This window comes from Microbacterium lacus (genome assembly GCF_044794305.1).
In the GTDB taxonomy this organism is placed as follows: Bacteria; Actinomycetota; Actinomycetes; order Actinomycetales; family Microbacteriaceae; genus Microbacterium; species Microbacterium lacus_B.
Map to the genome: position 1 here is coordinate 766,170 of NZ_CP084996.1, position 20,148 is coordinate 786,317.

Genomic DNA, 20,148 nt, shown 5'->3' on the forward strand with positions numbered 1-20,148 from the left:
CGACACCCCCAGCCTACCGCAGGGCGGCTGGGAGGCCGCCGAGGCGTGCTCGAGGAGTGCGTCAGGCGCGCATTACGCGTGCGGAAGCTGCGGCGGAGGAGTGACCTCGCCCGCCTTCGCGGCCCGAGCTACCTCGGCCTCTTCTTCTTCCGCGTCCTGAACTCGAATTCCTGCCGCCTTCTGCTCGTCCAGCACGCGGCGACGCTCGACGCGACGCTCAGCCTGCTGATCGGGATCAGGGACCGGAATCGCGGTGATGAGACGCTTGGTGTAAGCCTGCTGCGGGTTGCGCAGAATCTGGTCGGGCGTTCCCTCTTCGACGAGCCGGCCGTGGTTCATCACGACGATCCGGTCGGCGAGGCGGTCGACGACCGCGAGGTCGTGGCTTACGAACAGGCAGGCAAAGCCGAGCTCAGCCTGGATGTTCTCGAGCAGATCCAGCACGCGGGCCTGCACCGAGACGTCAAGGGCGCTCGTCGGTTCATCCGCGACGAGCAACTTGGGCTTCAGCGCCAGCGCCCGCGCGATACCGATGCGCTGACGCTGACCTCCCGAGAGCTCGTGCGGGTAACGGTTGCGGAAGGACCTGGGCAGCTCGACCTGATCGAGGAGTTCTTCGACGCGGTCGCTGATCTCTTTCGACGTGAAGTCACCCAGCAGGCTCAGGGGCTCTCCGATCGAGGCGCCGACCGGCCAGCGAGGGTTGAGCGACGATCCGGGGTCTTGGAAGACGATGCCGATGTCTTTGCGCAGGTCGCGCAACGCGTTGGGCTTGATCCCCACGAGCTCGACACCGAGGACCTTCGCCGAACCTTCCTTGAACGGAAGCAGGCCGATCGCACCACGTGCGATCGTGGTCTTGCCCGACCCGGACTCCCCCACGAGGCCGACGATCTCGCCGGGATGGATGGCGAAGCTCACCTGATCGACAGCGCGGAACGCCGGCACACGGCCGCGACCCTTGTACTCGATGACCGCGTCGGTCAGTTCGAGAACCGGCTCGCCACCTCGGAGGGTCTTGCCTTCCGTGGTGTACCCCAGACGAGGCACGGCAGCCAAGAGTTCCTTGGTGTAGTCGTTCTTGGCCGCGGTGAAGATCTCGCGCACGGTGCCGCGCTCGACGACCTCACCGGTCTTCATCACGATGACGTTGTCGGCGAGGTCAGCGACCACGCCGAGGTCGTGCGTGATGATGATGATCGCGCTGTTGAGGCGCTTGTGGAGGTTGCGCAGCAGGTCGAGGATCTCGGCCTGGATCGTCACGTCCAGGGCGGTCGTCGGCTCATCGGCGATGAGCAGATCGGGGTCGCACGAAATCGACTGCGCGATCATTGCGCGCTGGCGCTGACCGCCCGACAACTGGTGCGGGAAAGAGTTGTACGCCTTCTCGGGGTCGGGCATCTCGACGAGCTTCAGCAGCTCGAGCGCGCGCTCCTTCGCCTGGTTCGGCGACAGGTGGCTGTGCACGCGAATGGATTCCGTGATCTGGAACCCGATGCGATAGACGGGGTTGAGCGCCGTCATCGGCTCCTGGAAGATCACTGCGATGCGATTGCCGCGAATCTTGCGCAGTTCTTCGGTCGGGGCATTCAGAATCTCGCGTCCGTGCAACTTCACACTTCCGCGTGAGCGGGAGTTCGGCGGAAGCAGACCCAGCAGCGACATCGAGCTGACGGACTTGCCCGAGCCGGACTCACCGACGATGGCGAGTACCTCGCCGGGGTGGACTTCGTAGTCCATCCCCTTGACGGCGTTGACCCACTCCCCGTTGACCCAGAAGTCGACCGCGAGCTTGTTGACCTCGATGATGGGGCGATTTTCGGATGCCTCGGGCGAAGGTGTCGCCGTTGTGTCGACCGTGCTCATGCGAGGGCACCGTCCTCTCGAGTGGTTCGTGAAAACATGGAAACGTGAATGAGTCTGAGCACGCCAACCGAATCGTCTTCCGATCGCGATTCGGCATCGTGCTGACCGTGGTGGTGTGGGTGATCTGCGCCGGTGGCGCGATCTCCGCGATCGTCAGCGGCGCCGGCATCCTGCCGGTCGTTCTGCTGTTGACCCTGGGCTGGTTCGTCTGGCTCGCGTTCTGGCGCCCGTGCGTCGTCACCGACACCGACGGCGTCGAGCTGCACAATCTCGTCCGCGATGTATCGATCCCCTACGGTGCGATCGAGAACGTCGACACGCGCTTCGCGCTCGTCGTGACCGCTGACGGCCGCAACTACTCCGCGTGGGGTGCCCCCGCACCCGGCGGCGGATCTGCGATGCGCGATTCGATGAGTCGTCGCCGAGTGGGCCAGACCGACTGGCGCGACGCGCCGCGATCCGTCCGCGACGCTGGATCGGCGCGAGCTGGCGACGCCGTCACGTCGGCATCCGGCGCTCCCGCGACGGTCATCCGCAGAGAACTTGACCGTCGGGATCACGAAGGCATCCGCCGCGGCGTCGACGCGCAAGTGCGAGTCACCCTGCGCGCGCCGCTGGTCGCGGTGAGCGCTCTCGCCCTCGTGGCGAGCGTTGCCGTCATGCTGATCGGCTGACGCGCGCCCTCCGAGGACGAGGGAGGTTGGCACCACTAGTCCGACTCCTTGCGGAGCTCGTCATCGGCGTACGACACCTCGACGACGTCTGCCTTCTCGGCATCTTCACGATCGGTGTCGTAGCGACCACCGCCGCCGAAGTTGCCCACCATGGCGCCGAAGACCTGACGGTAGGGTCCGTGCTTGCCGGGCATGCGACGCTGGCGCGGGTCGAAAGCATCCCGCAGTCCGTCACCGATGAAGTTCACGCACAGCGCGATCGCGATGATGAACAGGCCCGGCCACCAGAACAGCCAGGGGCGAGTCGAGAATGCGCCCTGGTACTGGTTCAGGATCTGCCCGAGCGAAACGTCGGGAGCCTGGATGCCGACGCCCAAGAAGCTCAGCGCGGCCTCGGTCAGGATCGCGCCCGACATCAGCAACGAAATCGCGACGATCACGACGCCCATCGCGTTGGGCAGGATGTGGCGGAACAGGATGTGCGGGTTACTGGCACCGGCGACGCGCGCAGCATCCACGAATTCACGCTCGCGGAGCCCCAAGAACTCACCGCGCACGAGACGTGCCAGTGCCGTCCATCCGAAGAGGCCGAGCGCGATCGCCAAGACGAACGCACCCAGGCCACCCGTCGCGCGGCCGATGACGGCGGCGAGGATGAGGAACGGAATGATGATGATCACGTCGGTGAAGCGCATCAGCACGGAGTCGACCCAACCGCGGTAGAAGCCGGCGATCGCGCCCACGAGGATTCCGAGGATTCCGGCGACAACGCCGTAGGTGACCATCACGACGATGGACTGCTGAGCACCGCGCATGACCAGGGCGAAGATGTCGCGGCCGATTTCATCCTGACCGAACGGGAACGGTCCGAAGTTGAAGGGCAACACCCAGGTCGGAGCCCCACCGGGAAGCGCGATGTCGAATCGCTGCAGGTACGTGTTGGGGTACCAGCCGGGGATCGTCAACCCGAACAGTTCGAACCCGATCGAGGAGTAGATCAGAATGACCAACAGTCCGAGGAAGATCATCGCCGCCATCGCGCCGCGGTGACGGAAGAACCGGCGCCGGACGATGGTGCCTTGGCTCAGGCCCTCGACCTCGCGCTGCTCGATGGTGAGGACCTCGTTGAGGGACGAGGTAGGAGTCGGATCTTTGCGAGTAGCCATATCAGTTCACCCGGATTCTCGGGTCGAGCGCCGAATAGGTGAGGTCGGCGATGAGGTTGAAAACGATGGTCACGATCGAGGTGATCAGGAAGACCGCCATGATCGTGTTCAGATCTACTTGCTGGACCGCTTCGATGAACATTCGCCCCACACCGTTCCACCCGAAGATGGTCTCGGTGATGGCCGCGCCACCGATGATGCCACCGATCTCGAACGCGATGAGTGTCGTGATCGGGATCATCGCGTTGCGGAAGGCGTGGCGCATGATGACTGTGCGCTCGCTCAGACCCTTGGCACGCGCTGTTCGCACGTAGTCCTGGTTCATCACCTCGAGCAGGCTTCCACGCGAGTACCGGCTCCACGCGGCCAGCGAGAGGAGCATGAGCGCCATCGTCGGCAGCAGAAGGTGGGTGAAGGAGTCGATCGTCTCGATCCAGACGCTGCCATCCAGGTTCGGGGTTGACGAACCGATGGTCGCGATAGGCCTGCCATTGGTGATCTGAACGTAGTCAGGCCATGAACCCATCACACGGTCAACGATGATCAGGATCGACGAGATGATCGCGGTGAGCACGCCCGCCCGAATTGACGACGGCCGCTCATCTCCACCGAAGATGAAAGCCGCACCGACGGCGATGGCCACCATGACCACGAGGACGATCAACCAGGACAGGTAGCTCGGAAGGTAGAAGAACAGATAATTGAACGGATACCACAGCGCCGCACCGGCGACGGCGGTGACCAGCGCGGTGTAGATGACCTTGCGGTCAGAGAATCCCGCCGTCACCCACACGAGAGCGAACGCGGCAGCGACGCCGATGCCGAGGACGCCGATGATTCCGAGCGAGGGCGTATCGAGCCATCCGGTGTAGAGGATGAAGAAGAGACCCACGGCCGTGACGACCGTCGCGACGCCGAAGTTGAGGAAGTACTTCTTGGCGGCGCCGCCGACGATGCTCGCCCACGCGAACCCGAGAAGGAGAGACGTCACGATGATGATCCATGGTGCAACCTCTGGATCGGCGAGGAAGTTGTTGAAGCCGATCGCGACGTACATCTTCAGGATCTGCGCCACCCAGAAGACCGGGAGGGAGAAGAAGACGAACGCGATGAAGGTGACCGAGTAGTCGAAGCCGCTGTACTGGCGAAGCGCAGTGGCCATACCGATAGAGATGCCGAGCAGGATCGAGAGCACCGTTGCAATGACCACCAGCTGGACGGTCTGGCCGATACCGATACCGACCTGGGCGGCCACCTCTTGGCCACGAATGTTATAGCCCAGGTCGAGGTTTCCCGTGAAGCCCTTGAGGACGCCGCCGAGCCAGATGAAGTACCGAAGGTACGGAGGGACGTCAAGGTTGAGCTGAGCGGTCTTCGCCGCGATCAGCGCGTCCTTATTGGGCGCCGTGGACTGGCGCAGTTCTTCTAGTGGGTCGCCGGCATTGGCGGCCAGGATGTAGATCAAATAGCTCGCCGCGAAAACGATGAGCACGGCGGCGATGAGCCGCCGAACGATATAGCTGAACACGTCGGAGTGTGCCCTTTCTCGCTGGGCTCGTTCGGAGCCGTGCGTACGACACTACGGCACGGGATTGTGAGCCGCGGTGGCCAGGGGAAGGGGGGCGCCGGGCATCCGGCGCCCCCCTTCTTTTGCAGAGATTATCTGCGGGTCATACTCCGTGGATTACTCCGCGGCTGCCGTGACCGGCTGCCAGTCCCAGAAGTTCCAGAAGTAGGTCGGGCTCAGGAAGCCCGGAACCACGCCCTCGGTCTCGGCGCTCCACGCCGTGATACCGGGGAACTGGAAGATCGGAACCGACCAGGCCTGCTCGCCGATGATCTCCTCGGCGCGAACCTGGAGCTCCTCCTGCGTAGCCGGGTCAGCGGTGCCCGCGAGGGTGTCGAACAGTTCGTCGACCTCTTCGTTGGACCAGCCGTAGTAGTTGTTCAGGCCGCCGGTCTGGTAGTTCGCCGCCGACGAGCCCACCGCGGTCGAGGTCGACTGCCATCCGAAGAGGGCTGCGTCGTACTCGGTCGTGGCGGCCGACAGTGCCGAACCCCAGTCCTGACGCGACGCGTCGACCAGGTTGAACCCGGCCTCGAGCGCGAACGGCTGGATGAGCAGGAACTCCTGCTTGCGACGCTCGTTCGTGTTCGAGAACAGGAAGCGAACGGTCGGGTTGGTGACGCCGGCCTCGGCCAGGAGCGCCTTGGCGCCCTCGACGTCGGGCTCGGTCATCTCGGGGTAGCCGTTGACCGCAGCAGCGGCCTCTGCACCCGAAGTGCCCGGGAGGAAGATCTGCGAGTTGCGCAGTTCAGCGTCCGGCTGGAGCGGCTGAATGAGCTTCTCGAGGATCTCCTGACGCGGGATGATGCTCAGGAACGCCTGGCGGACGGCAAGAGCCTTCGCCTCGTCGCCACCGTAGGTCGCGGGGTCGAACGGACCGCCGTTGCCGACCTGAAGGTCGATGTGCTCGTAAGTGCCCTCAGGAGCGCCCTCGAACTCGACACCCTCGATGCCGGCACCCAGAAGCGCTGCGATGTCAGCGGTGGGCTGACCCGACGCGATCGAGATTTCCTGGTTCTCAAGCGCGGTGATCTGCGCCTGCATGTCGGGGATGACACGAACCGTGATGGTTTCGTACTTCGGCGACGGGCCCCAGGTGTAGTCGGGGTTTGCCGTCAGCGTGGTGTATCCGTCGGTCGCGTTGATCTCGGTGATCGTGTACGGGCCGTTCGAGAGGAGCTGGAGCTCGTTCTCGGGTGTTCCGCTGGAGAACTTGTAGTCCTGGTTGTAGGCCTCAGAGACCGGCGCGAGCCACTCGAGGTCCTTGTCCTGGACGGCCTGGACGAAGTCGTCCTTGGCCTGCTGTGCTCCGTCATCGCCGGTGTACTCGTCCGGGTAGGCGAGCATGACCGTGCCGTGGGTCGAAACCGCAGGGCCGTTGAGCGCGAGCTCCCAGTCGACGTAGAAGCTGTCGTAGGTGAACGTCAGTGAACGGCCGTCGTCGCCGATCTCGGGGGTCTCGGAGACGAGGTCGAGAGCGTAGTCCTCGAGCGCACCGGTGTTCCAGAAGGTGCCGCTCTGACCGGTGAGTTCACCGGTCTCTTCGTCGACCGTTCCCTCGCCGTCCTGGACGTGGGTCGTGTTGGCGGCCCAGCCCAAGAGAAGGTCAGCAGCGTCGACGTCGGTGCCGTCGGTCCACTTGACGCCCTCGTTGATCGTGTACTTGATGGTCAGCGGGTCTTCTTCGACGAGCTCGTAGGTACCGAAGTCGGTGTCCTGGATGAGTTCGCTGTCGGCGTTGTAGTGCCAGAAGCCCGACTTGGCCATGTAGTTGACGACGGCGTTCGACGTCGCGTTCGTGTCGGCAAGGCCGTCGTTGAAGGCGTAGTAGAAGTCGTTCCAGGCAACGGTGATGCTCGTGCCTTCGATGACCTCGGACTCGCGGGGCGGTGTGCACCCGGCGAGGGCGAGAGCCCCTACCGCGATGATGCCCACGCCGGCTGTCAGCCGTGTGATCTTCACTCTTGATTCCTCCTGTGCAGGGATGAGGTGTGCCAACGACAGCCATGTTCGGCGTCGGGCACGGGTAGGGAAACCATAAGCAGAGTTGCATCCTTGATCAAATCAATGGCCGAAAACGTTACAAGCCCTTTACTCAACGACGCTGGGATGTGACATTCTGACAACGTGAACGTCGCGTCACCCACACTCCCGCCCGGGCCCACCCGCCCGTCGTCGGCGCGGCTCTGGTGGGAGATCGGGATCGTCCTGGCGCTCTCGGTCGGCCGGTCAGCGGTCTATTCGGTGCTCCAACTGATTCAGGCGCTCCAGCGCGAGCAGTCCCTCGGCGACCAGCAGACCTCCCTTAATCCGGGGGCGAGCGCCGCAACGTTCTGGGAAGTGCTCTACCAATTCCTCGGGCTCTTGTTCGCGCTCGTACCGGTGGCGCTGGTCATCTACTTCTTGTGGGAACCAGGAATGTCGGGCCTGCGGCGCATCGGACTGGACTTCCGTCGGTTCGGCGGAGACTTTGGGCGAGGCATCCTGCTCGTCGTCATCATCGGCGTACCGGGCCTGGGGCTCTACGCCGCGGGACGCGCCCTGGGAATCACCGTGCAGGTGGATGCTGCGCCCCTGGATCCTTCGTGGTGGACGATTCCCCTCCTGCTACTGGCCGCGCTGCGCGCAGGGTTGACCGAAGAGGTCATCTTCATCGGCTATCTCTTCACCCGCCTGCGGCAACTCGGCTGGGGATGGTGGACGATCATCTTCTCGACCGCCGCACTTCGAGCGCTGTACCACGCGTACCAGGGCTTCGGTCCGATGATCGGCAACTTCGTGATGGGGGTCGTCTTCGGCTGGTGCTACCGCCGGTGGGGACGTGTGATGCCGCTCGTCATCGCCCATGTCGTGATCGACATCATCGCGTTCGTCGGCTATCCGCTCGCCGCAGCCCTCTGGCCCGGGATCTTCGGCCCTGCGCCGTCGCCGTCTCCGTCCCCGTCGCCGTCCGCCACGTCCTGATCTGCTTCGTTGCTCGTTCCCACCGCCGAGCGCGCCCGCGGTCTGTCTAAAGTCCGCGAGAGCCCAGTCCCGCGACGAGAACTCGGTTGTAGGCGGGGTTCTCGTCGTCGGAGTGAGTTCTCGCGGTCTGGGGATGTTTCCTCCACAGGGCCCCTCCGGGGTACGAGTCATCCACAGCGAAGCTCCGAGACGCTTCACCCCGCTTGTGGGGTCGCAGACTTCTGGCGTGACTGACATCGCTCCCTCGCTATGCGGCGCAACCATTCCGCTCGTCAGAGCGGGCAACATCCATACGACGCGGGAGACCCGCACGGGCGCACTCACCCGCGTAACCCGGGGTATCTACGTCGCCACCCGCATGTGGGCACCGCTGGCGCCCTGGGAGAGATACCGGGTGCGCGTGCAGGCGGCCGGGATGAAGCATCCGGATGCTGTCTTCCATCTCGAGTCCGCAGCGTCGTTGCACGGGCTACCCATCTTCGGTGATCCCGTCCGTGTACACGTGCTCGGAGATGTGGGCGCACGCGCCCGCGAGTCAGGTGGTGTCATCACACACACAACGACCCAGGCGCGTGGATACGAATCGGTCGGCGGGATGCTGGCTTGCAGCCTCGCCGACACTGTCGTCGATATCGCTCGCGCGCGCCACCCCGCTGTCGCTTTGGCCGTCGCCGATGCCGCCCTCCGACAGGACCCCGCACTGACCGTCGAACAGTTGGTGGCAATGAATGAGTCCCGGCGCTCATCTCGAGGTCGTCGCCGGGCACGATGGGCTCTTCATCGAGCAACGCCGCTCGCGGAGTCGCCGCTCGAATCCATCGACCGTGCGGTCATCGAATGGCTCGGCTTTGCGGATCCGGAGCTTCAGGTGTGGATCGGCCATGACCGCGTCGACAAGTGGTGGCCGGAAGTACAGGTCGCCGGCGAAAGCGACGGCGATCTCAAGTACGGCGGACCGGCTGAGCAAGGAAACAGCGCGTTGCGCGACCGCCATCGCCGAGACGCGCGAATGTTCGAGCACGGTGTTCGCGCGGTTCCGCATTGGGGGTGGGCAGAGGCCGTAGCAGTCGACCCGCTCGAGGCAATCCTGCGCTCTGCGGGTCTGCGACAGGAGCTGCCTCGGGACGCCGCACCGCTCTTCTCGCTTGCTCGCGCCCTGAATCCGCGCCCGCGCTGACACCGCGTCTATGAGTACCCAGTCCCCCACGTCGGCAAGAAACTCGGTTCGCACATCCGCGAGAACTCAGTCCGCCGACGAAAGCACAGCGGACAACCGTGTTCTCGTCGGCGAACTGGGTTCTCGCGGTCAAGGAAGGAGGGTCAGGCAAAAGCCTCGATCGGAGGGCAGGCGCACACGAGGTTGCGGTCGCCGTAGGCCTGGTCGATCCGGCGCACCGGCGGCCAGTACTTCGAGCGCACCAGCGAGTGCACCGGGTACACGGCAGTCGAGCGCGAGTACGGGTGCGCCCACTCGCCCTCGATGACCGACGAGGCCGTATGCGGGGCGTGCACGAGCGGGTTGTCATCCGCAGGCCACTCCCCCGCAGCGACGGCGTCGGCCTCGGCCTTGATGGCGATCATGGCGTCGATGAACCGCTCGATCTCGCCGATATCCTCGGACTCGGTCGGCTCGACCATGAGCGTGCCGGCGACCGGGAACGACATCGTCGGAGCGTGGAAGCCGTAGTCAATGAGGCGCTTCGCGACGTCATCCACCGTGATCCCCGTAGCTTCGCGGAGTGGGCGCAAGTCAAGGATGCACTCGTGCGCAACCAGGTCGCCCTCACCCGCGTAGAGCACGGGGTAGTGGTCCTTCAGGCGGTGGGCGATGTAGTTCGCCGAAAGGACGGCGGCGGCCGTGGCATCCTTCAGTCCCTGGGCTCCCATCATGCGCACGTACGCCCACGAGATCGGCAGGATGCCCGCCGACCCCTGCGGCGCAGCCGAGATCGCTCCGCCGTCGAACACGAACCCGCCCGCGTGGTCGGCGCGCTGCGAGAACGGGTGCGACGGCAGATACGGCGCGAGGTGCGCCTTCGCCGCCACCGGGCCGACACCGGGCCCGCCACCACCGTGCGGGATTGCGAAGGTCTTGTGCAGGTTGAGGTGCGAGACGTCTCCGCCGAGGTCGCCGAAACGCGCATAGCCCAGCAGGGCGTTGAGGTTCGCGCCGTCGACGTACACCTGACCACCGGCATCGTGAACCGCCTGGGTGATTTCGAGCACGTCGTGCTCGTACACTCCGTGGGTCGATGGGTACGTGATCATCAACGCTGAGAGCGTGTCGGCGTGCAGAGCGATCTTCGCACGCAGGTCGTCGAGGTCGACGTTGCCGGCCTCGTCACACGCGACAACGACGACCTTCATGCCGGCAAGCACCGCCGAGGCCGCGTTGGTCCCGTGCGCCGACGACGGGATGAGACATACCGTGCGGTCGACATCGCCGTTCGCGCGGTGGAAGCCACGGATCGCCATAAGGCCCGCAAGCTCTCCCTGCGAACCGGCGTTCGGCTGCAACGACACCGCGTCGTATCCGGTGACTTCAGCAAGCCAAGTTTCGAGCTGCTCGATCAGCGCGAGGTAGCCGCGCACATCCGCCTCAGGAGCGAACGGATGCACGCGCGAGAACTCAGGCCACGACACCGCGGCCATCTCGGTCGCCGCATTGAGTTTCATAGTGCACGATCCGAGCGGGATCATGCCGCGATCGAGCGCGTAGTCGCGATCGGCGAGCAGCTTCAGGTAGCGCATCATGGCCGTCTCGGAGCGGTGCGTGTTGAACACGGGGTGCGTCAAGAACTCGTCGCCGCGTGCCAGCGACGAAGGCACACCGGCAAGGGCGGATGCTACGGCAAACGGCAGCGCGCGCTCCCCCTGATCGCCGGCTCCGGCGAACTCGCCCTCGGGAAGCCCGAACGCCCAGGCGACTGCGGCCAGATCACCGGCCGTCGTCGTCTCGTCGACGGAGACACCGACGGTCGCGTCATCCACCCAGTGCAATTGGTAGCCACGCTCGCGGGCGCGTTCGATGACGCGCTCCGCCCGGCCAGGTACGTGCACCCGAAGGGTGTCGAAGAAGGAGTCCGACGCGAGCGTCAGTCCATACTCCCGCAGGCGAGAAGCGAGTGCCTCGGCCTTCTGCGCGACCTCGGTCGCAATGCCGCGGAGCCCATCGGGGCCGTGGTAGACCGCGTACATCGCGGCCATGACGGCAAGAAGCACCTGCGCGGTGCAGATGTTCGACGTCGCCTTCTCGCGGCGGATGTGCTGCTCGCGGGTCTGCAGCGACAGACGGTAGGCGGGGTGCCCCTCGGCATCCTGAGAGACTCCGACCAGACGACCGGGCAACTGGCGTTCGAGACCTGCGCGAACCGCCATGTACCCGGCGTGCGGTCCACCGAAGCCGAGGGGCACACCAAAGCGCTGGGTCGTGCCGACGGCGACGTCTGCACCGAGTGAGCCCGGCGAGCGCAGAAGCGTCAGCGCGAGCAGATCGGCGGCGACAACAACGAGTCCGCCCTGGGCCTTGACCGCGTCGATGACCGAGGAGGGGTCCCATACGCGTCCCGTGGCACCGGGGTACTGCACGAACGCCCCGAACACATCAACGTCAAGCACGCTGTCGTAGGGCGTGTACTGCAGGTCGATGCCGAGCGCCGCGGCCCGGTGCTCGAGCAGAGCTTTGGTCTGCGGCAACGCGTCCGCGTCGACGAGGAAGATGTTCGACGACGACTTCGAGGCGCGCCGCGCAACCAGCATCCCTTCGACGACCGCGGTCGACTCGTCCAGCATCGACGCATTCGCCGTCGCCAGACCGGTGAGATCGGTGACCATGGTCTGGAAGTTGATCAGCGCCTCCAGGCGACCCTGCGAAATCTCAGGCTGGTACGGCGTGTAGGCGGTGTACCACGACGGGTTCTCGAGCACGTTGCGCGCGATCACCGACGGCGTGAAGGTGTCGTAGTAGCCGAGGCCGATCATCGGCCGGGCGCCGCGGTTCTGCGACGCGAGTTCGCGAAGCTCCGCAAGCGCCTCAGCTTCGGTCGCTGCGACCGGAATATCGCTCGTCGCTCGCTCTTTGACATGAATGGATGCCGGCACCGCACGCTCGACGAGCGCGTCAATCGAGTCGTACCCGAGCGCGTCGAGCATGACGCGCTGGGCTGCGGCATCCGTCCCGATGTGGCGCTGTGCGAACGAGCTCACGCCTCGTCACCGGTGAGCGCGAGGTAGGCCTCACGATCGAGAAGGTCAGCGACCGCCGCGGGATCGACGGTGAGCTTGATCAGCCAGCCTTCGCCGAATGGATCGGAGTTGACCAGCGAGGGGTCATCGACGGCGGCGTCGTTGATCTCGACGACCTCACCGCTGAGTGGGGCGTAGAGCTCGCCGACCGACTTCGTCGACTCGATCTCGCCCACGACGGCGTTGCCGGCCACCGACGAGCCCACTGACGGCAGCTCGACGAAGACCACATCACCGAGCTTGTCGGCGGCGTAGTCGGTGATGCCGATGGTGGCGACGTCGCCATCAAGGGCGATCCACTCGTGCTCGGCGGTGTACTTGAGGGCGTTGAGATCGGTCATTTCTGTCTCCGGTAGAAAGGAAGGGCGGTGACTGTGGCGGGGATGCGCGTTCCGCGCACATCGATGGTGAGAAGGGTTCCGGGTTCGGTGAGGTGAGGCGAGACGAAGGCCATGGCAATGGGGTGACCGAGCGTCGGGCTCAGCGCACCGCTGGTGATCTCGCCCACCCGGGTATCGCCGTCGAAGACGCCGTATCCCGCGCGGCCCGCGCGCTTGCCGTCGGCCACAAGGCCCACCAGCACCGGCGCATCCGTCGCGACGACGCTCTCGAGCGCTGAGCGACCGACGAAGTCGGCCTCTTTGGTCTTCAGCGGCACGACGCGTCCGAGGCCTGCTTGCGCGGGAACGATGCCGAGCGACAACTCGTGGCCGTAGAGCGGCATGCCCGCCTCGAGGCGGAGCGTGTCGCGGGAGGCAAGGCCCGCCGGCACGAGGCCGAACGGCTCACCGGCCGCGTATAGAGCGTCCCACAGCTGAACGACACTGTCGGCGTCGACGCTGATCTCGAAGCCGTCTTCGCCCGTGTAGCCGGTGCGACTGACGAGGACCGCTCCTTCGCGGAAGCGCATGCCCATCGCCGTGTAGTACGGCAAGGTCTCGAGCGTGTGCGCCATGGCCAGGGAATCGTCATGGACGAGACCCGCGGTGGACTCGAGGATTTCGCGAGCGCGGGGGCCCTGCACCGCAACGAGCGAATCCGGGAGTTCGATCAGCACCGCGTCAAAACCCTCGAGCCGCTCGGTGAGCGCTTCGCGCACTGCGTCGCGGTTGCCTGCGTTGGCGACGATGAGGAACTGGTCCTCCCCATTGCGCGTCACGATCAGGTCGTCGATGATCCCGCCGCTCGGCGCGAGGATCATTGTGTACTTCGCTTTCGACAGCTCGAGCTTGGGCGGATCGAAGGCGAGCGCGTAGGCGAGGAATGCCTCCCGGTCGGGACCGCCGACGCCGAACTGAGCCATGTGAGAGATGTCGAACAGGCCAGCCGCGGTGCGGACAGCGTGGTGCTCGGCAAGATCGGACGTGTACCGGACGGGCATCATCCAGCCGCCGAAGTCGGTGAAAGATGCGCCGAGCGCGCTATGGCGCTCGTACAGCGGAGTGGTGCGGGGGTCGGTCATGAGTTCTCCCGTTCGCGATCGGGTAGACGCCGGACGGCGCCTGGGAACTCCCCCTCTGTCATTGGCCTGAGAGTTTCGCCGAATGCCGGAGCACTCGGTTTTCACCTTCGGCACGAACAGCCCACGGAGGACTGATCGTTTTCCAGAGTCGGCCGAACCCGAACGGTACGCGGTACCTGAGAGATTGGCGGGGAGGCTTGCTCCTTCGGTGCTCGACGAAACGCTGTCGAGGCTCTCCCGCCCGGGTTTTTGGCCTGTATTGACTTACACGGCCAGCCTAGCGGCCACGAGCCCTCACCCGATACAGCGCCCGGACGACACACTCTCTGTCAGCGTCGGCGCCTGTGCGGCGACCGGATCGAGCTCGGCCATCGTCATCGCGTAGCCACGGTCTTCGTCATTCTCGGCGCGGGCGAACACCACTCCGGTGACTTCACCGGAGTCGGTGAGGAGTGGTCCGCCGGAGTTGCCGGGGCGAACGACAGCCTGGAGTGCATAGATCTCGCGAGGAGATACCCCGTCTCCGTAGATGTTCGGCACAGGGGCGGTCCCGACTGACAGCACCCCCGCGGACACCATCGTGAAGGGCCCACCGAGCGGGAAGCCTTGAACGGCTGCGGCAGTTCCGGCAGGCACCGTCGGCACGCGCGGCAACGCAGGAGCACCCAGGCCATCGACCGCGATCACGGCAAGGTCGTCGACCGGATCGAAGTACACGATGCGACCCTCGCGTGCCGCCAGTCCCGGGAGTTCGACAACGGGCTGGTCGACACCGGCCACGACGTGTGCGTTGGTGACGATGCGATCGGGTGCGATGACGAAGCCGCTCCCGGTCGCGCTGGTTCCGCACGAGTACGCCGTGCCGGAAACGCGGGCGACGGATGCTGCGGCCCGCGCGAGTTCGGGATCGTCGAGGTCGACCGGGGGCACATTCGGTGCCGTTCCGATCGTGAGGAGGTCGCCCAGTCGCGGTATGCCCTCGTCGAGCATGAGGCCGCGCAATTCGGCGAGACCTTGTGACAAGGGCGCCGGGGTGACCCTGTCGATGGTCCGCAACACCGTGGACGACGATACTGCCGTCGCGACGATCGGGATGCCGGAGGCCGCGAGACTCGCGCCGGCGAGTGAGAGTGCGAGAGCCGACGCGATGAGCCCGACACCCGCTCCGAGAATCCTGTCGAGGGCGCGAAGCGGCGTGCGATCGACCCCGCGACGGATCGCCGAGCCGATCGCCGCGCCCAGCGATGCCCCGCCGATCAAGAACAGCGCGATCGAGATCACCACCACGAGCGGACGCCATTGCTGCCACGGCCACGCATCGTTGATCACCGGGACCAGCCAAAAGGCTGCGGCACCGCCGGCGAAGAACCCGACGAGCGAGCCGATGCTCCCCACGAAACCCCGCGTGGCACCGGCGACGACCGCCCCGACCAGCACGAGGAGCAGCACGATGTCGACGACAGACACACTGCTCCTCACTGTGGAATCTGCACCGGGGGTTCCGCGCCGGTCGACGCTCCACCCAACTCTACGAAACCTGCCTATGAAACCGCCGAGCCTCGCGTTTTGCACTTCAAGTCATGGTGACACTAAGATGAACGGAGGAGTAATAGTCATGATGACCCGAACCACACTGCTCGACGCCGCACACGAAGCCGCCGCGGCTTCCACAGCCACGCGTGTCGCTGTGTCGACGGTGATTTTCAGCCTCCGCCGCAGCCCCGATGGTCGAGCGAGCGTCGTGCTCCCGCTCGTCACCCGCACGCGAGATCCGCACCAGGGCCAATGGGCGCTTCCCGGTGGCTGGCTCGACATCACCGAAAGCCTCGACGCCGCGGCCGCCCGCACCCTCGCCGAGACGACGGGCCTTGCTCCGAGCTATCTCGAGCAGCTCTATGCGTTCGGCGCGGTCGACCGCTCCCCCACCCGGGTCATCTCGATCGTCTATTGGGCCCTCGTGCGCGAAGACGAGTCGCGCAGCGCCTCACCCGATCACGATCAGGAGAACGTCGCCTGGTTCGACGCGTCTGCGCTTCCCGCCCTCGCCTTCGACCACAACGAGATCGTCGAGTACGCGCTCTGGCGGCTCCGCAACAAGGTGGGCTACAGCCGGGTCGCGCACGGGCTTCTCGCCGACGAATTCACGCTCGCCGAGTTGCGCGAGGTGTACGAGGCGATTCTCGGCCGCCGCCTCGACCCGGCGAACTTCCGCCGGCAGGTGGAGAACGCCGGCAACCTCGTGCCCACTGATTCCTTCCGCACGGGCAGCCATCGCCCGGCGCGGCTCTATCGCTACAACCAGGACGCCGAGCTCGCCGAGCGTGGCCCGCTGACCGTCCGCCAGTGAAACAGAAGGTGACCGCCATGTCTGCCGTGAACATCGTGCTTCAGCCCAGGCCCGCAGGAGGCCTGGGTGTCGATCCCAGTGTCGACCGCGAGATCCAGGCGATCGTCGCGGGCGCCTCCACCGCCGAGACCTGCAACACCGACCTTGCCGACGGTCCGTGGAACTTCGACGCGCGCCCCGGCTACGGCCCCGGATCATCGATGGGTGACATCATTCCCACCGGGTCGCCGCGCCAGGGCGAATTGCCGCTCGCGTACCGCGAGGCATCCGACGACGAACTCGACGCGCGCATCATCGCGGCCAAGAAGACGCTCGGCGATCGGGTCGTCGTGCTCGGGCACTTCTACCAGCGCGAAGAAGTCGTCCGTCACGCCGACTACGTGGGTGACTCGTTCCAGCTCGCGAACGCCGCGAAGGCGCACCCCGAGGCCGAGGCGATCGTCTTCTGCGGGGTGCACTTCATGGCCGAGACCGCCGACCTCCTTTCACAACCCGAGCAAGCGGTGATTCTGCCGAATCTCGCCGCCGGGTGCTCGATGGCCGACATGGCCGACATCGACCAGGTAGAGGAGTGCTGGGAGCAGCTCGCCGAGATCTACGGCGACATGGACGCCGTGGATCAGGATGGCCTCGTGCCGGTGATTCCCGTCACGTACATGAACTCCTCCGCCGCGATCAAGGGCTTCGTCGGTCGCCACGGCGGCATCGTCTGCACGTCATCGAACGCACAGACCGTGCTCGAGTGGGCGTTCGAGCGCGGGCGCCGCGTGCTGTTCTTCCCCGATCAGCACCTGGGTCGCAACACCGCCAAGGCCATGGGCGTCACGCTCGAGCAGATGCCGATGTGGAATCCGCGCAAGCCGCTGGGCGGAGCATCCGCCGACGAACTCGAAGACGCGCGGGTCATCCTCTGGCACGGCTTCTGCTCGGTGCACCGACGCTTCACCGTCGAGCAGATCGACAAGGCGCGCGCCGAACACCCCGGCGTGCGCGTCATCGTGCACCCCGAGTGCCCGATGGCGGTGGTGGATGCCGCGGATGAGTCAGGCTCGACCGACTACATCCGCCGCGCCATCGAAGGTGCCACCGAACCCACGACGTTCGCGATCGGCACCGAAGTGAACCTCGTCCAGCGCCTGGCTGCGGCGAACCCGCAGCACGAGATCTTCTGTCTCGACCCCGTCGTGTGCCCCTGCTCGACGATGTACCGCATTCACCCGGGCTACCTCGCCTGGGTACTCGAAGGTCTGGTGAACGGAGAAGTACTCAACCGCATCACCGTGCCGGCGGACGTCGCTGACCCGGCGCGCATCGCCCTCGAGCGGATGCTGGCAGCCAAGCCCCCCGCTGCACCGGTGCCGTCATGACCAGCCCTGCTGCTACGACCCACACCGCGACGCAGGTCATCGTCGTCGGCTCCGGCATCGCCGGACTCACCGTCGCTCTGCACGCCGTGCAACACGGATGCGCCGTGACACTCGTCACCAAGGACGTCCTCGAACACGCCAACACCCGCTACGCACAGGGCGGTATCGCCGGGGTCATGTTCGCCGACGACAAGGTCGAAGACCACATCCACGACACGCTCGTCGCCGGGGCAGGCCTCAGCGACGAGAAGGCTGTGCGTGTTCTCGTCGAGGAGGGTCCTGCGCGCATCCGTGAGCTCGTCGAGGTCGGGGTCGCCTTCGACCGTGGCGCCGACGGCACCTACGTCAAGGGACTCGAAGCCGCACACTCCTACCCTCGCATCCTGCACTCCGGCGGTGATGCGACCGGCACCGCGATCGAGAAGGCGCTCGTGGCGAGCCTCCGGGCCAGCAACGTGCGCGTGATCGAGCACGCGTTCCTGATCGACCTGGTACACGACGGTGGTCGCGTGAGCGGCGTCGAACTCCTGATCGGCGATCACGCAGGGACTACCCCCGTGGCTGGCCGGCACGAGACCGTGACGGCCGATGCGGTGGTGCTCGCGACCGGCGGCGCCGGCGAACTGTACGCCTACACGACCAACCCACCTGTGGCCACCGGTGATGGGATTGCGGCAGCCATGCGGGCAGGTGCCCACGTTCAGGAACTCGAGTTCTTCCAGTTCCACCCGACGATAGTCGGTGTCGGCGAGTCCTTCCTCGTCTCGGAGGCTGTGCGCGGCGAGGGCGCGACCCTCGTCGACGAGCACGGCAGACGGTTCGCCTTCGATGCGCACCCCGATGGTGAGCTCGCCCCGCGCGACGTCGTCGCCCGGGCGATCGCGCACCAGATGGAACTGCAGGAGGGGCGACCGGTCTTCCTCGATGCGACGCATCTTCGAGCCACGGTGGAGGAGCGCCGGTCATTTCTGGCCACACGCTTCCCGACGATCGACGCGGCCGTGCGCGAACGCGGACTGGACTGGGCAGAGACACCGATCCCCGTCACTCCCGCGGCGCACTATCTGATGGGCGGTGTGACCACCGATCTCTTCGGTCGGACGTCCCTCCCCGGTCTCTACGCCGTCGGCGAGGTGGCCCGGACCGGCGTGCACGGCGCGAACCGCCTCGCCTCGAACTCGCTCTTGGAGGGTGCAGTGTTCGGTGCGCGCGCGGGTGACGCGATCGCGGCGGATGCGGCATCCGGAGCCTGGCCCGTCGTGTCAGCGCCGCACGGCGCGGCGCCGACCGAGCAGACCGATGCGCCGGGTCACGCTCCGAAGGCACCGGCGTTCACGCGCGAAGCGCTCCAGACGCTCCTCTGGGAGGATGCCGGACTCGTACGCGATGAGGACGGGCTGCGGCACGCGGCATCTGTCATCGCGACGTGGCGCGCTCGGCCGCGAACGGTCACCGCCGAGTCGGAGTACGAGGACGAGAACCTCCTTCTCGTCGGCGAGACCCTCGTTGCGGCGGCCCTGGCCCGCACGGAATCGGTCGGCGCGCACTACCGACGAGACGTTCTCGAGCACGTCGGTGCAAGCGTCGCACCCCAACAAGAGAGCGGAGCCGCCTGATGCTCACCCGAGCTCATATCGACCGGGTCGTCCAGGCTGCGCTCGACGAAGATGCCCCGTGGGGAGATGTCACGAGCGAGTACCTGATCCCCGAGAACGCCACCGCCACAGCTGACCTCACCGCCCGCGAGTCGGGCGTCTTCAGCGGCGGGGAGGTGTTCGAGGCAGCGTTCCGCCTTACCGATCCAGCCGTCGAGGTGCGCCTGCTGGTCGAGGACGGCGACCATTTCGAGAAGGGTGCTGTGCTGGCGACCGTCTCGGGGTCCGCGCGATCCGTGCTGACGGCCGAGCGGATCGGTCTCAACTTCGTCCAGCGCATGAGCGGAACAGCCACCTTGACGAACCAGTTCGTCGCGGAGGTCGCCCACACCGGCGCTCGGATCATCGACACTCGCAAGACCACTCCGGGGCTCCGAGCGTTCGAACGTCACGCGGTCCGCAACGGCGGGGGTCACAACCACCGCTTCTCGCTGTCCGACGCCGTCATGGCGAAAGACAACCATCTCGCCGTGCTCACCCAGAAGGGTGCGTCGGTCACCGAGGCTCTCACCGAGGCATTCGCACGCCTCCCCCACACGACCCACGTCGAGGTCGAGGTCGATCGGCTCGCGCAAATCGAACCGGTGCTCGCGGCCGGTACCGGGGCTCGCGGCATCGGCACGATCATGCTCGACAACTTTTCGCTCGATGACCTGCGAAGTGGAGTGGCTCAGGTCGCCGGTCGAGCGGTGGTCGAGGCTTCCGGCGGTGTGAACCTGCAGACTGTCCGCGCGATCGCCCAGACCGGGGTCGACGTGATTTCAGTCGGTGCACTCACGCACTCGGCGCGGGCGCTCGATCTCGGACTCGACGTGCGGATCGACGCGGGATAGCC

15 protein-coding genes and 1 riboswitch are annotated in these 20,148 nt (G+C 66.0%); of the genes, 7 read left to right on the top strand and 8 right to left on the bottom strand.

What is annotated here, in order from left to right:
- Positions 1-72: 72 nt before the first annotated feature.
- Positions 73-1,866: an ABC transporter ATP-binding protein gene (locus tag LG299_RS03805; RefSeq protein ID WP_404433644.1), complete on the bottom strand. Its 1,794-nt coding sequence runs from the start codon at positions 1,864-1,866 to the stop codon at positions 73-75.
- A 44-nt stretch (positions 1,867-1,910) separates the two neighbouring features.
- Between LG299_RS03805 and LG299_RS03810 the strand changes: the two genes are divergently transcribed.
- Entirely contained in the window at positions 1,911-2,540 is a 630-nt protein-coding gene (locus LG299_RS03810; RefSeq protein WP_404433645.1) for a hypothetical protein, read from the top strand.
- Between the two features lie 35 nt (positions 2,541-2,575).
- On the opposite strand, the gene LG299_RS03815 is transcribed toward LG299_RS03810, so the two are convergent.
- The 3 genes from LG299_RS03815 to LG299_RS03825 form a co-directional block, all read right to left on the bottom strand.
- On the bottom strand, positions 2,576-3,706 hold the full coding sequence (locus LG299_RS03815) for an ABC transporter permease (RefSeq protein WP_404433646.1): 1,131 nt from the start codon (positions 3,704-3,706) through the stop codon (positions 2,576-2,578).
- Between the two features lies 1 nt (position 3,707).
- Positions 3,708-5,234: an ABC transporter permease gene (locus LG299_RS03820; protein ID WP_404433647.1), complete on the bottom strand. Its 1,527-nt coding sequence runs from the start codon at positions 5,232-5,234 to the stop codon at positions 3,708-3,710.
- Between the two features lie 156 nt (positions 5,235-5,390).
- Complete coding sequence (locus LG299_RS03825) at positions 5,391-7,235, bottom strand: ABC transporter family substrate-binding protein (protein WP_404433648.1); 1,845 nt, start codon at positions 7,233-7,235, stop codon at positions 5,391-5,393.
- A gap of 165 nt (positions 7,236-7,400) precedes the next feature.
- Between LG299_RS03825 and LG299_RS03830 the strand changes: the two genes are divergently transcribed.
- Together LG299_RS03830 and LG299_RS03835 are read left to right on the top strand one after the other, a co-directional pair.
- A complete protein-coding gene (locus LG299_RS03830; RefSeq protein ID WP_404433649.1) occupies positions 7,401-8,237 on the top strand; it encodes a CPBP family intramembrane glutamic endopeptidase in 837 nt (278 codons plus the stop codon).
- Positions 8,238-8,463: 226 nt separating this feature from the next.
- The gene (locus LG299_RS03835) at positions 8,464-9,414 is read left to right on the top strand and encodes a hypothetical protein (RefSeq protein ID WP_404433650.1); all 951 of its coding nucleotides are present in this window, start codon (positions 8,464-8,466) and stop codon (positions 9,412-9,414) included.
- Between the two features lie 143 nt (positions 9,415-9,557).
- Here the strand turns inward: LG299_RS03835 and gcvP are convergent, their stop codons facing one another.
- The 4 genes from gcvP to LG299_RS03855 form a co-directional block, all read right to left on the bottom strand.
- Complete coding sequence (gcvP, locus tag LG299_RS03840; protein ID WP_404434788.1) at positions 9,558-12,389, bottom strand: aminomethyl-transferring glycine dehydrogenase; 2,832 nt, start codon at positions 12,387-12,389, stop codon at positions 9,558-9,560.
- A 50-nt stretch (positions 12,390-12,439) separates the two neighbouring features.
- On the bottom strand, positions 12,440-12,823 hold the full coding sequence (gene gcvH / locus LG299_RS03845) for a glycine cleavage system protein GcvH (RefSeq protein ID WP_404433651.1): 384 nt from the start codon (positions 12,821-12,823) through the stop codon (positions 12,440-12,442).
- The gene (gcvT, locus tag LG299_RS03850; protein ID WP_404433652.1) at positions 12,820-13,944 is read right to left on the bottom strand and encodes a glycine cleavage system aminomethyltransferase GcvT; all 1,125 of its coding nucleotides are present in this window, start codon (positions 13,942-13,944) and stop codon (positions 12,820-12,822) included. Before gcvT ends, gcvH begins: the two co-directional genes overlap by 4 nt.
- Before the next feature lie 153 nt (positions 13,945-14,097).
- Positions 14,098-14,194: riboswitch (glycine riboswitch) on the bottom strand.
- Positions 14,195-14,238: 44 nt separating this feature from the next.
- Entirely contained in the window at positions 14,239-15,411 is a 1,173-nt protein-coding gene (locus tag LG299_RS03855; RefSeq protein ID WP_404433653.1) for a MarP family serine protease, read from the bottom strand.
- Between the two features lie 151 nt (positions 15,412-15,562).
- On the opposite strand from LG299_RS03855, the gene LG299_RS03860 reads away from it, so the two are divergent.
- Genes LG299_RS03860 through nadC form a run of 4 tightly spaced genes read left to right on the top strand, consistent with a single transcriptional unit; the run spans position 15,563 to position 20,146 of the window.
- The gene (locus LG299_RS03860; RefSeq protein WP_404434789.1) at positions 15,563-16,291 is read left to right on the top strand and encodes an NrtR DNA-binding winged helix domain-containing protein; all 729 of its coding nucleotides are present in this window, start codon (positions 15,563-15,565) and stop codon (positions 16,289-16,291) included.
- A 17-nt stretch (positions 16,292-16,308) separates the two neighbouring features.
- Positions 16,309-17,658, top strand: a complete 1,350-nt coding sequence (gene nadA / locus LG299_RS03865; RefSeq protein ID WP_404433654.1) for a quinolinate synthase NadA — start codon at positions 16,309-16,311, stop codon at positions 17,656-17,658.
- Entirely contained in the window at positions 17,655-19,274 is a 1,620-nt protein-coding gene (gene nadB, locus LG299_RS03870; protein ID WP_404433655.1) for an L-aspartate oxidase, read from the top strand. Before nadA ends, nadB begins: the two co-directional genes overlap by 4 nt.
- Entirely contained in the window at positions 19,274-20,146 is an 873-nt protein-coding gene (gene nadC, locus LG299_RS03875; RefSeq protein WP_404433656.1) for a carboxylating nicotinate-nucleotide diphosphorylase, read from the top strand. The genes nadB and nadC overlap by 1 nt, the downstream gene beginning before the upstream one ends.
- The last annotated feature ends 2 nt before the right edge of the window (positions 20,147-20,148 follow it).